The 12,665-nt window shown below is 63.4% G+C and carries 10 protein-coding genes and 2 pseudogenes; 6 read left to right on the top strand and 6 right to left on the bottom strand.

Translation table 11 applies throughout. The annotated features are described in order from the left end of the window. Window positions 1–127: 127 nt before the first annotated feature. Window positions 128–3,130, bottom strand: a complete 3,003-nt coding sequence (gene polA / locus HQ394_RS02120; RefSeq protein ID WP_223292008.1) for a DNA polymerase I — start codon at window positions 3,128–3,130, stop codon at window positions 128–130. Between the two features lie 15 nt (window positions 3,131–3,145). Beyond that, window positions 3,146–3,325, bottom strand: coding sequence for a zinc-finger domain-containing protein (locus tag HQ394_RS02115; RefSeq protein ID WP_407644709.1), 180 nt, complete (start codon window positions 3,323–3,325; stop codon window positions 3,146–3,148). A gap of 221 nt (window positions 3,326–3,546) precedes the next feature. On the opposite strand from HQ394_RS02115, the gene HQ394_RS02110 reads away from it, so the two are divergent. The 4 genes from HQ394_RS02110 (at window position 3,547) to HQ394_RS02095 (ending at window position 7,507) form a co-directional block, all read left to right on the top strand. Then, window positions 3,547–4,515: an ABC transporter ATP-binding protein gene (locus HQ394_RS02110; protein ID WP_407644728.1), complete on the top strand. Its 969-nt coding sequence runs from the start codon at window positions 3,547–3,549 to the stop codon at window positions 4,513–4,515. Beyond that, on the top strand, window positions 4,512–5,564 hold the full coding sequence (locus tag HQ394_RS02105; RefSeq protein ID WP_190261815.1) for an alpha/beta hydrolase: 1,053 nt from the start codon (window positions 4,512–4,514) through the stop codon (window positions 5,562–5,564). The genes HQ394_RS02110 and HQ394_RS02105 overlap by 4 nt, the downstream gene beginning before the upstream one ends. Before the next feature lie 109 nt (window positions 5,565–5,673). Further along, window positions 5,674–7,164 (top strand): pyruvate kinase, encoded by a 1,491-nt coding sequence (pyk, locus tag HQ394_RS02100; RefSeq protein ID WP_317628981.1) that lies wholly within the window; start codon window positions 5,674–5,676, stop codon window positions 7,162–7,164. A gap of 76 nt (window positions 7,165–7,240) precedes the next feature. Further along, the gene (locus HQ394_RS02095) at window positions 7,241–7,507 is read left to right on the top strand and encodes a hypothetical protein (RefSeq protein WP_190261813.1); all 267 of its coding nucleotides are present in this window, start codon (window positions 7,241–7,243) and stop codon (window positions 7,505–7,507) included. Window positions 7,508–7,900: 393 nt separating this feature from the next. On the opposite strand, the pseudogene istB reads toward HQ394_RS02095, so the two are convergent. Both istB and istA read right to left on the bottom strand, forming a co-directional pair. Continuing rightward, window positions 7,901–8,751 (bottom strand): annotated as a pseudogene (gene istB / locus HQ394_RS02090) (IS21-like element helper ATPase IstB). 23 nt (window positions 8,752–8,774) lie between these two features. Then, window positions 8,775–10,273: pseudogene (gene istA / locus HQ394_RS02085) on the bottom strand (IS21 family transposase). A gap of 126 nt (window positions 10,274–10,399) precedes the next feature. Here istA and HQ394_RS02080 point away from each other — a divergent pair. Continuing rightward, a complete protein-coding gene (locus tag HQ394_RS02080; RefSeq protein ID WP_190261812.1) occupies window positions 10,400–10,813 on the top strand; it encodes a hypothetical protein in 414 nt (137 codons plus the stop codon). Window positions 10,814–10,878: 65 nt separating this feature from the next. On the opposite strand, the gene HQ394_RS02075 is transcribed toward HQ394_RS02080, so the two are convergent. Both HQ394_RS02075 and HQ394_RS02070 read right to left on the bottom strand, forming a co-directional pair. Beyond that, window positions 10,879–11,172: a type II toxin-antitoxin system RelE/ParE family toxin gene (locus HQ394_RS02075; protein WP_190261811.1), complete on the bottom strand. Its 294-nt coding sequence runs from the start codon at window positions 11,170–11,172 to the stop codon at window positions 10,879–10,881. Continuing rightward, window positions 11,172–11,420 (bottom strand): type II toxin-antitoxin system prevent-host-death family antitoxin, encoded by a 249-nt coding sequence (locus tag HQ394_RS02070; protein ID WP_223291787.1) that lies wholly within the window; start codon window positions 11,418–11,420, stop codon window positions 11,172–11,174. The genes HQ394_RS02075 and HQ394_RS02070 overlap by 1 nt, the downstream gene beginning before the upstream one ends. A 982-nt stretch (window positions 11,421–12,402) precedes the next feature. Here HQ394_RS02070 and HQ394_RS02065 point away from each other — a divergent pair. After that, window positions 12,403–12,648 (top strand): type II toxin-antitoxin system ParD family antitoxin, encoded by a 246-nt coding sequence (locus HQ394_RS02065; protein ID WP_190261809.1) that lies wholly within the window; start codon window positions 12,403–12,405, stop codon window positions 12,646–12,648. Window positions 12,649–12,665 lie beyond the last annotated feature (17 nt).

The raw sequence follows: 12,665 nt of genomic DNA, 5'->3' as shown, positions 1-12,665 counted from the left end.
ATCCTTTTGGCATTCTAGATTGTGGTCCGCCTTATCGGGTTCCTCAGTTGAACACGTGAGTGGGCCACAGGGGGCGCCGTCCCCTCTATCCCCCCCCACAGGAGGGGGCGGCGCTCCCAACCTCCGCTCAGTGGGCTTCGTCCCAGTTGGCCCCCAGGCCGGTATCGACGACGAGCGGCACACTCAACCGGATCACCGTCTCCATCTCCCGCTTGACCAACGCGCGCGTCGCTTCTGCTTCGGCCGCGGGTAACTCGAACAGCAGTTCGTCGTGTACCTGCAGCAGCATCCGTGCCGAGAGCCCGGCGTGTGCGAGTGCGTCGGGCAGCCGAATCATCGCGCGCTTGATGATATCGGCGGCGCTACCCTGGATCGGCGCGTTGATCGCCGCTCGTTCGGCGAAATTGCGTACCGACGCATTGCGATCAGCGATGCCGCGGGCGTGGCAACGGCGGCCGAACAGCGTAGTGACGAAACCGCGTGCGCGCGCATCGGCTTTGGCGCGCTCCATGTAGTCACGGATTCCGGGATAGCGGGCGAAATAGGCATCGATATAGGCGCCGGCTTCGGCGCGTGGAATACCGAGTTGACGGGCGAGGCCGAATGCCGAAATACCATAGATAATACCGAAGTTTATCGCCTTGGCCTTGCGGCGAATCGACGGGTCCATCCCCTCCACCGGCACCCCGAAGACTTGGCTTGCGGTCATCGCGTGAATATCGAGCCCGGCGCTGAACGCATCCTTCAGCGCGGCGATGTCAGCCACGTGCGCCAGCAACCGCAACTCGATCTGCGAATAGTCGGCGCTCAGCAGGACGCAACCGGGCGCTGCGATGAAGGCACGGCGAATCTTGCGTCCTTCCTCGGAGCGAACCGGGATGTTCTGCAGATTGGGATCGGAGGACGAGAGCCGACCGGTGCTGGCGACCGCCTGCTGATAGCTGGTGTGGACGCGGCCGGTCTCCGGGTTGATCTGGCCGGTGAGCGCGTCGGTGTAGGTGGACTTCAGTTTGGCCAGTTGCCGCCAGTCGAGCACCCGCGCCGGCAGGTCCAGCCCCTGTGCCGCCAGGTCCTCCAGCACCTCGGCGCCGGTGGCGTAGGCTCCGGTCTTGCCCTTCTTGCCGCCGGCGAGGCCCAGCTTGTCGAACAGCACCTCTCCCAGCTGCTTCGGCGAGCCGATGTTGAATCGAACGTTGGCGAGGCGGTGAATCTCCCCCTCCAGTTCCTCCAGCCGACGGGCGAAATCCAGGCTCAGCCGCGCCAGTTGTGTCGCATCCACCAGCACCCCCGCCTGTTCCATCGCCACCAGCACCGGCACCAGCGGCCGCTCCAGTGTCTCGTAGACGGAGACGAGTCGCTCAGCGAGCAGGCGCGGCTTCAGCGCCTGATGCAGCTGCCACGTCACATCGGCGTCTTCCGCCGCGTAGCGTAAGGCCCGCTCCAGGGGTACCAGGTCGAAGGTGATCTGTGACTTGCCGCTACCGGCTACCTCCGCATACTTGATCGTCGTGTGGTTGAGGTGGAGTTGCGCCAACTCGTCCATGCCGTGGCCGTGCAACCCACCTTCGAGGACGTAGGAGAGCAGCATCGTATCGTCGATGGGGTGAACGCTGACCCCGTAGCGGGCGAACACCTCCATGTCGTACTTGATATTCTGGCCGATCTTGAGGACGCTTTCGTCCTGCAGCAGCGGTTGCAGCAGCGCGAGTGCCCGGGCGCGATCGATCTGGATGATCGGGGCACCGCCGGCAAGGGGGCCGTCCGGCGAGCGGTGGGCGAGGGGAATGTAGCAGGCGCGGCCGGAAGCGGTTGCCAGCGAGACACCCACCAGTTCGGCACGGAGCGCATCCAGCGACGTGGTCTCCGTATCGACAGCGACATAGCCGGTTGCGCTGGCGGTCTCGATCCAGCGCTGCAGCGCTGCCTCGGTGGTAACCAACTCGTAGGCGCTTTCCCCNGGCGCGGCTGGCGTCATCGGAGGGCTGCCGGTTGGCAGTGCTGCTGCGGTGGTGCTGGCCGGACCATCCAGCCGTGTCAGCAGCGACTTGAACGCCTGTGCCTGCAGGAAGGCCTTAAGCGCCTGATCGTCCGGCGCTTGCTTCGCCAGACCGGTCAGTGGCAGCGGCACCGCAATGTCATCGCGCAAGGTGACCAGCTGTTTCGAGATGCGCGCCGCTTCGGCTTGCTCTCTGAGCTTTCTCGCCAAGGAACTTGCAAACTTTGAATGCAGTCTAGCATCCAAGATTAAGCGCGCTATTTCAACACCACGCGCCGCAAGATACTCCAGAGTCTTTGTGTCGGCTACGTATTTGTCTTTACTATCTTTTTTCACCTTCNNGAATTTAAATTCGTCAAACAATAGCTTTCCAAGGTCTTTTTGATCATTAATTTTGACAGGACGGCCTGCGATCTCTTCAATTCTATTACTGATTTTGTTCCTTAAATCTAAGTGGACTGAATCCAGGTAGCTCATATCTGATGCCGCTGTAAGAAGACTTTCAAAATCGCCAAACTGCTGAATCAGATGAATAGCNGGTTTTTCTCCAATGCCGGATACACCGGGAACGTTGTCGACGGGATCGCCGGCCAGCGCTTGGACATCGATAACCTGGGCCGGACTGACGCCGAACTTGTCCTTCACCGCGTCGGCGCCGATCATCCTGTTGTTGACCGGATCGAACATGCTGACGCCTTCGCCGATCAGCTGCATCAGGTCCTTGTCCGAGGAGACGATGGTGACCTCGGCGCCGACCTCACGGGCGAGGCGGGAATAGGTGGCAATGAGATCGTCCGCCTCGTAGCCGGGTGACTCGATACAGGCGACGTTGAAGGCGTTGACCGCGTCGCGGATCAGCGCGAACTGCGGAATCAGTTCTTCCGGCGGATCCGGTCGCTGCGCCTTGTAAGCCGGGTAGATCTCGTTGCGAAAGGTATGTCGGGCAGCGTCAAAAATCACCGCCAAGTGATCGGCGTCCGTCTCCCGCAGCAGCTTCATCAACATGGTGGTGAAGCCGAAGACGGCATTGACCGGCGTGCCATCCGGCCGCGTCATCGGCGGCAGCTTGTGGAAGGCGCGAAAGATGAAGCCCGAGCCGTCGACGAGAAAGACGTGGCGCGGGCGGCGCGGCAGAAATGGCGGGGTCGCTCAGTGGTCCGCGACCGGAGCGACACCGTCCTTCAGGACGTAATGCCGCGAACAGTAGGGGCAGACCACGTCACGGGCGGCGCCGATGCGCAGGTAGACCAGCGGGTGACCGAGGGCGCCGCCACCGCCGTCGCAGCCCACCACCGGGTGATCGGTCAGGATCGTCTCGTCGATTTCCAAGGGCGGCCTCGTTTGAGTGGAAGCAGAGGAAGAAACAATGGTCATGTCAGCGGGATCATCTGGACAAGGGAGCCGAAAACGGACGACGGCAGCAGGAAGGCGGAACCTCCGAACCAGCCACCGTTGACCAAGCGAACGGCCGGATGATAGCGATTGCGCTGCAACAATCAACGACCGCCGTCCGATAGCGCCCGAGTGGGCGGGAGATTATGTCCGTGGTGATGTCTGAGCCCGCCTATGCGGTTGATGTGGTCGATCTTGCCAAAACCTACCGCGGTAAGCGGAACGGTGCGCCGGTCGTTGCCCTCAGCCAAGTCTCCCTGCAGGTGCCGGTGGGCGCCTTTTTTGGCCTGCTCGGTCCCAACGGTGCCGGCAAGTCGACGCTGATCAACATTCTCGCCGGTCTGGTGCTGCGCTCAAGCGGCGAGGCGCGGGTCTGGGGCTTCGACATCGACCGGCAGATGCGTGCCGCCCGCCGCGCCATCGGCGTCGTGCCGCAGGAACTCAATCTCGATCCCTTCTTCACCCCGCGCGAAGCGATGGAGGTGCAGGCCGGATTATACGGCGTGCCCAAGTCCGAGCGGCGGACGGATGCGATTCTCGCCGCCGTCGGCCTCAGCCGTGAGGCAGACAGCTACGCGCGCAGCCTGTCCGGTGGCATGCGCCGTCGTCTCCTGGTGGCGAAGGCGATGGTGCATGCGCCGCCGGTGCTGGTGCTGGACGAGCCGACTGCCGGCGTCGACGTGGAACTGCGACGCCAACTGTGGAGCTACCTGCGGGAACTGAACGCCAACGGGACGACGGTTCTGCTCACCACCCATTACCTCGAAGAGGCGCAGGCGCTGTGCGATCGCATCGCCATTATCAACCACGGTCACCTGATTGCCTGCGACAGCACCGAGGCGCTGTTGCGGCGGCTTGATGCCAAGACGCTGACGGTAACCGTCGATCGGCCACTGACCCGGCTGCCCGAAGCGCTCAGCGGTTTTGCGGTCGAACTCGCCACGCCGCAGAAGCTGGTGTTTCAATATCCGCCGAGCCGGGTGCACGCCGGCGAGATTCTGGCGGCGATCACTGCTGCCGGCTGTCACGTCGTCGACGTGACCACGCGGGAGACTGAACTGGAGGACATTTTCCTCAAGCTCACCAGCGATGTCAGCCCGACCCCTCAACCCCAGGCGGTAGCATGACTGAGAGGCGCCGGACGCTTGACTGCTGCAGGACCGTTGACCGGCGCAGCCTGCTCATTGCCACGCTGGCGGCGCTCGTGGGCGGCTGCATGCCGGTGGTCATTCCCCCTGGTCAGGCAGCGGTACCGCCAGAAATAGCGGGTGACCGTCTGCTGGTCGGCGACGGTGCGGCGCTGCCGCTGCGAAGCTGGCCGGTTGCCGACGGCGAGGCACCGCGGGCGGTGATCATCGCCCTGCACGGCTTCAACGAATACTCGATGTTTTTCGATGATGCGGGGCACTGGTTCGCCAGCGAGCAGCGGATAACCAGTTACGCCTATGATCAGCGCGGCTTCGGTGCGTCCGCCAATCGCGGCTATTGGTCGGGCGAAAATGTCATGGCCGACGACTTGGCAGATGCCATCGTCAGCATTCGCGCCCGCCATCCGGGGGTGCCGGTCTTCCTCCTGGGCGAGAGCATGGGCGGTGCCGTCATCCTGACGCTGATGGCGNCGGCAAACGCCCCCGATGTGGCCGGGGTCATCCTTCTGGCGCCGGCGGTGTGGGGCCGTGCTTCGATGCCGTGGTATCAGACGATGGCGCTGTGGGTGGCCGCCCACACCATCCCCGGTACCGAGCTGACCGGACGCGGCCTCGGCATCATGGCGTCGGACAACATCGAGATGCTGAAGGCGCGCGGCCGCGACCCGCTGGTGATCAAGCAGACCCGGGTGGATGCGGTCTTTGGCCTGGTCAACCTGATGGACCGGGCGATGGCTGCCGCGGCGTCGCTGCGCAGCCCGGCGCTCGTTCTCTACGGCGAGAACGATCAGCTGATTCCCGCCGGCGCCACTGCCGAGATGTTGAAACGAATGCCGCCCAATCTCGATGGCCACCGCCGTGTCGGTCTTTATCCACATGGCTGGCACATGCTGCTGCACGATCTGCAGCGGCAGGTGGTGTGGACGGATATCGCCGCCTGGATCACCGATCCATCAGCACCGCTACCCTCCGCCGCCGACGATCACGCCCTCGCCTGGGAGCCGTGTCGGTCAGACACCGTGTGCTGAGCAGGCGGCCACCGGTGGTGCATCCGGCGGCCGTTCGCCAGTTGCCGGCATGAACGTCCGGGTCGTCCATCAACGTAACGCTGCCAGCAATGTGCCGACGCAGGGCGCGATGAGATTGAGGCCGCGGCCTGCCGATTGCATGCAGCGTGACCAACAACAGGGGACGAGACGCATGCGCAGATTGAGACAAACAAAAATCGTTGCGACCATTGGCCCCGCCAGTGGCACCGACGAGATGCTTGAGCGCTTGTTCCGGGCGGGCACGGATGTCTTTCGCTTCAATTTCAGTCATGGCACCCATGCGGAACATGCGGCGCAGCTGCAGCGCGTTCGGGCCCTGGAGGAGCGCGTCGGCCGTCCCATTGGCGTCCTTGCCGACCTGCAGGGGCCAAAGTTGCGCGTCGGCCGCTTTGCAAACGGCAAGGTCAGCCTCGAAACCGGGCAGGCGTTTCGCCTCGACTTGTCCGCAGAACCGGGCAGCGCCGAACGGGTCCAGTTACCGCATCCCGAAATCTTCGCAGCGCTTCATCCCGGTGCCCGGCTGCTGCTGGACGATGGGCGCCTCTGCCTCGGCGTGACCGCCTGCGGTGCGGATTTCGCCGATACACAGGTGGTCGCCGGCGGGACGCTCTCCAACAACAAGGGCGTAAACCTGCCCAACGTCGTGCTCGACGTTTCGCCGCTCACGGAAAAGGATCGGCGGGATCTGGAGTTCGCGCTGGAAATCGGCATCAGCCTCATTGCGTTGTCCTTCGTGCAGCGCCCTGAGGATGTGGAAGAAGCCATGCGCCTGATCAACGGGCGGGCGCACCTGATCTCCAAGCTCGAGAAACCGACAGCCATCGACAAGCTTGAAGAAATTGTCGATTTGACCGACGGCGTTATGGTTGCCCGGGGCGACCTCGGTGTCGAACTCCCGCCGGAAATGGTTCCCGCGATCCAGAAGCGGATCATTCGCACCTGCCGGCAGGCCGGCAAGCCGGTGATCGTTGCGACGCAGATGCTGGAGTCGATGATCACCGCCCCGACGCCGACGCGAGCCGAGGCCTCGGACGTGGCCAATGCCGTCTACGAAGGCGCCGACGGCGTGATGCTTTCGGGCGAAACTGCCGTTGGGCAGTATCCCGTCGAGGCGGTGAGCATGATGGATCGGATCATCCGACACAGCGAAAACGATCCGGCTTACCCGGAATTGTTGAACGCAGGTCAAGCCAAACCGAGGCGAACGACAGCGGACACGATTACCGAATCGGCCAGCCGGGCGTCGGCCACGCTGCCGGCTGCCGCCATCGTCACGTTTACGATCTCAGGGGTGACCGCGCTCAGGGCATCACGCCGGCGCCCACTGGTTCCCATCCTCGCCTTCACACCGAGCCTCTGGATTGCTCGTAACCTGGCGGGCGCATGGGGTATTCATGCCGTCCTGGCGGAAATGATGGACGACCACCTCGACATGGATGCGCTGGCGGTGAAGGTGGCCACGGATGAGAACTTCGCGAAAGGCGGCGACCACCTTATCATTACCACAGGATTGCCCCTGCACGTCCTGAGCCCCACCAATGTCATGCGCCTCGTTCAAATTCAGCACGAGAAAACGTAAGCTTGATGCGGTGGTGCCCGCGGCCATAAGGGGACATCTCAAAGAACCGTGTTTTGGGACGGCGTCTGCGCGGTCAATGGCGTTGACGCCGGCGGATGCGTTCACACTCGACTCCGAGTCGGGCAATAATGCCGACGGAACGCCGCGTTTCGCCGATTCCGATGCCTCGACCGAGAAGATGACCGACCAGCAACACTCCTCCGGCGTTTTCTTCGGCGGCAGTGCCAACCGGTCCGGCTATCCAGACTCGGATAGCGGCAGCAGTTCGAGGCCGATGCCAAGCGCGGCGCAGATCGGTGCCGGCGACCACGGCTTCAACAACTACACCCGCTACAGCAGGTAGTCGCTAGCCGACTGTGGCCCACGTAGGGCTGGTCGCAAGCGAAGGGTGACCCGCCGAATGGATTGGTCGAGGCAGGATCGGTGCGTCGAACCGGAGCGCACACCCATTGCCGATGACGGTCGTTACTGCGGGGCGATGATGATTGAACCGCCCCGGGTTTGCCGGCGGCTCCAACTTCTGAGAGGATGGAGCCACCACGAGCTAACCGCTCTTCAATCATGTCCAACTCAATGACGGCTGGCTCAAAAATCCCAGCGCTGAGCGATCTGTCAACGGCGGAGCAATTCTGGGCCACTGTAGCGGAGTAAAAGCAGGCCATTTGGGCGAGAGCGGTGCAATCACGGCAAGGGGCCCGATCGGGCCCCTTGCCGTGCGTCGGCTTTGCCTCGGGGATCAGGGCTTGCTGGTTTCGCCGGTCTCGGGATCGACGGTCTCGGCGGTGGTCTGGTTTTGCTCCGCCCGATCGGCTGCGGTGGGGGACGACGACGTCCGGCGGATTGCTTCAACCGGTAGCTGTCGCCGTTCATGGTGAGGATATGGACGTGGTGGGTCAGGCGGTCGAGCAGCGCGCCGGTGAGCCGTTCCGATCCCAGCACCGAGGTCCAGTCCTCGAACGGCAGATTGGAGGTGACGAGGGTCGAGCCGCGCTCGTAGCGCTGGGAGAACACCTCGAACAGAAGTTCCGCCCCGGTCGGCGACAGCGGCAGGTAACCGAGTTCGTCGACGATGAGCAACATCACCGACTGGAGATCGCGTTGCAGCTTCAGCAAGCGGCGCTCGTCACGCGCCTCCATCAACTGGTGCACGAGGGCGGCTGCGGTGGTGAAGGCGACGGTGAACCCCTTCTGGCAGGCGGCAAGAGCGAGGGCGAGCCCGACATGGGTCTTGCCGGTGCCACTGTTGCCGAGCGCGATGACGTTCTCCCGGCGCAGGATGAACTCGCAGCGGGCCAGCTCGAGCACCAGCATCTTGTTGAGGCTGGGAATCGCGGTGAAGTCGAAGGTGTCGAGGCTTTTGACCGCCGGGAAGCGTGCTGCCTTGATCCGCCGCTCGACCATTCGGCGTTCTCGGTCGATCAGTTCGAGTTCCACCAGGCGCAGCAGATAGCGGGGATGATCGACGCCGTCGCGTGCGCATTCGCGGGCGATCTTGTCGTATTCCCGCAGAACGGTCGGCAGCTTCAACTGCTTGAGGTGATGCGCCAGCAGAACCTGCGGTGTGCCGCTTGTCGTTCCCGCCGGCATCGCATCAGCGCCCGCCTTGCCGGTCATGCCGTTGTCCCGGGAACGAGAACGGCGTAGTCAGCCGCCGCCGTCATCCTGACGTCCATTTTCGGCAGATGTGGATAGGCCGTCAGGTCGAGCCGGGCCGGCCGCCGCTCGACGCGCGCCAGAGCAATCTGCTTGACCGCATCAAAGCCGATGACGCCGAGCCGGATCGCTTCGCTGACCGCGCTCGCCACCATCTCCATCGGGATCGCCTCCATCAGCCGCAGCACCTGGATGAACTCCGCCTGCCGCGGTTGCCCATGCGCGCCTCGAGGAGATGGCGCAGGTGCTGGAACGCCTCCGGCAGATCCCAGTCTTTCAGCGCCGCCGCCTGGTCGAGGGCATTCGGCTTCGTCTCGATCAGCGCCAGATAGTGCAGCGGCTCGAATACGAAGGTGCCCGTGCCATAGCAGCGACGATGCCGGGCGATCGCCTCGCCGGCACAAAGGATCACCACCTCGTCGACGAAGCCCTTCACCACAACATCCCGGAAGCCGTATGCCGTCGGTACCGAGTAGTCGTTGCCGCGGTAGCGGACCAGGGCGGTCGATGAGACACGGGCCGCCCGCTTCTCGCTCGGCTCCAATGGCACCGCCGGCAAATCCCGGAAGGCTTCGAGGTCGGCGACGAGACGCTCGCCGATGGTTTCGCCGTGGCGACCGGCGCGTTCGCCTCGTCGCTGCCGGCAGCGATCTTCCAGCATGGCATTGAGATCGTCGAAGCTTGCCGCCTGGGGGATCGGCGTCAGGAAGTTCGATCGAGCATACTTCACCAGCCCCTCGACCTTGCCCTTGTCGTTGCCCTTGCCGGGACGGCCGAAGCGATCCTGGAACAGGTAATGGCTCTGCAGTTCCGTAAAGGCCCGGGTGCGCTCCCGCCTGCCGTCGCCGCAGATCTTCGCCACCGCGAGCGTCGTGTTGTCGTAAAGCACCGACAACGGCACGCCGCCGAAGAATGCGAATGCCGACACATGCCCGTCGAGGAAGGCTTCCGTCGTCTCCGCCGGATAGGCCTTCACGAAAGCAGTATCCGATTGCGGCAGGTCCATGCAGAAGAAGTGGATCTTCTGCCGGACGCCGCCGATCACGCCGATCGCCTCGCCAAAGTCGACCTGCGCATGACCGGACGGATGAGCCAACGGCACGAAGGTCTCCCGCAATCTCCCCGAGCANACCCGGACGTAGTCCCTCACCACCGTCAGACCGCCGGCATAACCGTGCTCGTCGCGCAGTCGCTCGAAGATCCGCTTGGCCGAATGCCGCTGCTTCGAAGGCGCCGTCCTGTCGGCCTCGAGGATGGCGTCGATCACCGGCAGCAGCACCCCGAGCTTCGGCTTCTTCACCGGCTTCGTTCGCGTGTAGCCGGGCGGCAACGAGAACCGGCACATCTTCGAAACCGTCTCACGGCTCAGCCCGAACACCCGGGCCGCCTCACGCCGGCTGTTGCCCTCGATGAAAACGAAATGCCGAACGGCGGCGTAGACTTCCACGGCAAACATCCCCGGCCGCCCCCACAAAAAGAGACAGCCTAACCACTGGCCGGATTTTACTCCGGCGCGGCAGCACCAATCACCGCCGCTACGTGGCCTAATTTGTCACCGCCCTACACACGCCCCCTCTGGCCGATGGAGGATCACGCCATGACGATCACATTTGACGCATCCGAAACCGACCGCCACTGCGAGAGCTGGAAAAGCGCCTTGCTCGCCGCGGCGGTTCGGGAGAACACCGAACTGGACCCGCGCCAGCACAAGCGCCTCCTGCGGGTATGGCTGCCGGGGCTGTTCAACGGCGCGGCCTGCGGTGTTGACGACGAACGCTGCGGTCCCGGAAGCGGAGCGTTCGAATGGACGCCCGCCGGTCCCGACCATTACCAGCTCGTCTGGCACGCCCCCTATGGCGTGTCGATGGCGCTGGCGAAGGTCTACTGCCAGGAAAACGGCGCTTACGCCGCCATCGTCGTCGCCGGTGTCAAGGACGACATCGGCAGCGCGATGCAGGCCGCGCAGTGGGCAATCGCCCGCCTGACCAGCGCCTGATCGCCGCATACCGATCGCAAGCCCGCAGATCCCCTTGCGGGCTTGCTCGCTGTCTATTCGGAAGGTCAGTCGATGTGCCGGAAAGGATCTTGCCGTTTATGGAGGACTCTCACGACCGCGATGCCGAAATCCGCGAGGGCGTAGAAAACGACATGACTTTCGAATGGGAAGCACAGCAAACCTTCTGCCACTTCGTCCCGTTTCCGGCCGAGCAGAGGCTGGTGCGCCAATTCTGTCAGCCGGCCGTGAAGCGCGTCGATGTAGATGCGGGCTTGCTCCTTGCCCCAGCGTTCGAGCGTGTAATCTGCGATCGCGTCGAGGTCGGACTGCGCCTCGCGTGAAAGCTGGAACCGCGGCACTACGCAAGCCGCTCACGTAAGGCCCGGAAGGCTTCATCGCCGTCAACCGTCCGGCCCGCCTCGATATCGTCGAGGCCCTTGCGGATCTCGGATCGCAGGCTGGCCAGCTTCAGCGCTTCCAGCTCTTTGTATTCTTCCGCCGAGAGCATGACGGCAACGGCACGTCCGTGTTTCTCGATCATCACCGGTTCACGCTGCGCCGTATCCAGCAGTTCGCCGAAGCGGTTCTTCGCTTCGAGGGCGGCCATGGTGCGCATTGATGAATCTCCGGTAACGGTCATAATAACTATAATAGCTGTTTTTGAGCGATTGGTCAAATCGCGACAGCCTGCACCGCTACGCCCTGGCCATCCTATGCCTCCATCCATTTGTCCGTCCATTTCCATCCATTTTGAGCGATGCCACGACGTCGCGCAAAATTCCCCGTCCGGCTTGCCTGACGGCAACCGGCCCGCTTTGAGGGGACCGACCAAAGGCGATGGCCGACGAACGCGGGCCGGGGTGCTGACGGCAACGTCCGCGACCCATCGTCACGCGCCGGTGTTTGTGGTAAGCGTCGGGCAGGGCGGAGAGGCCGGTGCTTCCTGTCCGTGCATCGGAGCCGCCCGTCATTCAGCGCCCTCCAGTGCCTTTTATGGCGCTTCGCCCCTCATCATAAGGCGCACTGCAAGATGTGTGTTGTACTACAACACCATCTTGCCAAGGGGTCCCGCTGCGCGCCCCCGTTGGATCCCCCCGGCCTGTGGCGCGTTCCGGGCATTGAACCCGATCCCGCGCCAGCGCAACGTCTGGCCGTTGCATCGCCATTCAGGGAAGCGTTCCTGCTCCCCTGAAAACCCCATGACAATTTCATTGAGACCGGGGCGAATTCGCTCTCCCCTGGACCCCATCGACCAGGGGGCGTTCCTGCCCCACTGGACCCCTGACCATGTCATGGAGACCAACCCTTCGCGGATTGGATGCGCGCCAGCGTTTCGCCGCTGGACCACGACCGGTGTTTCGCCACCGGCTTCGAGCAAGGGAGATGTCGGTTCTCCCTTTGCATTCCCATCGACCCGCCTTCGCCGAAGGCTTCGGCGGGGCAAGCCCGGCGTGCGCCGCTTGGACCTGCGGCAGAGGTTTCGCCCCCTGCACGGCGACCAGGGACCGTCCCTGGAGGCGGGAACAACGGCGGCTTGCTGTATACCAATAAATATTATATATTGGTATGGTATCGCTTGGAGATCAATCATGGCTAAGAATACGTCCATCTCGCTTGGGGAGCATTTTACCAGCTTTGTCGAGCACCAGGTTGCGCAAGGGCGCTTCGGTTCGACCAGCGAGGTTGTCCGCGCGGGGTTACGCCTGCTTGAGGAACATGAACTCAAGCTCGCAACGCTCAGGAACGCCCTTATCGAGGGCGAGCAGAGCGGTCTTTCGACGCCTCTTGATTTCGACCGCTTCCTCGACAGGAAGAGCAAAGAGGGCAGTCAATGAGTGCGGGGTAAATATTG

Origin of the sequence: Defluviicoccus vanus (genome assembly GCF_014672695.1) — a bacterium.
Taxonomy (GTDB): Bacteria; Pseudomonadota; Alphaproteobacteria; order Rhodospirillales; family Defluviicoccaceae; genus Defluviicoccus; species Defluviicoccus vanus.
This window is presented reverse-complemented; position numbering and strand designations above follow the sequence as displayed.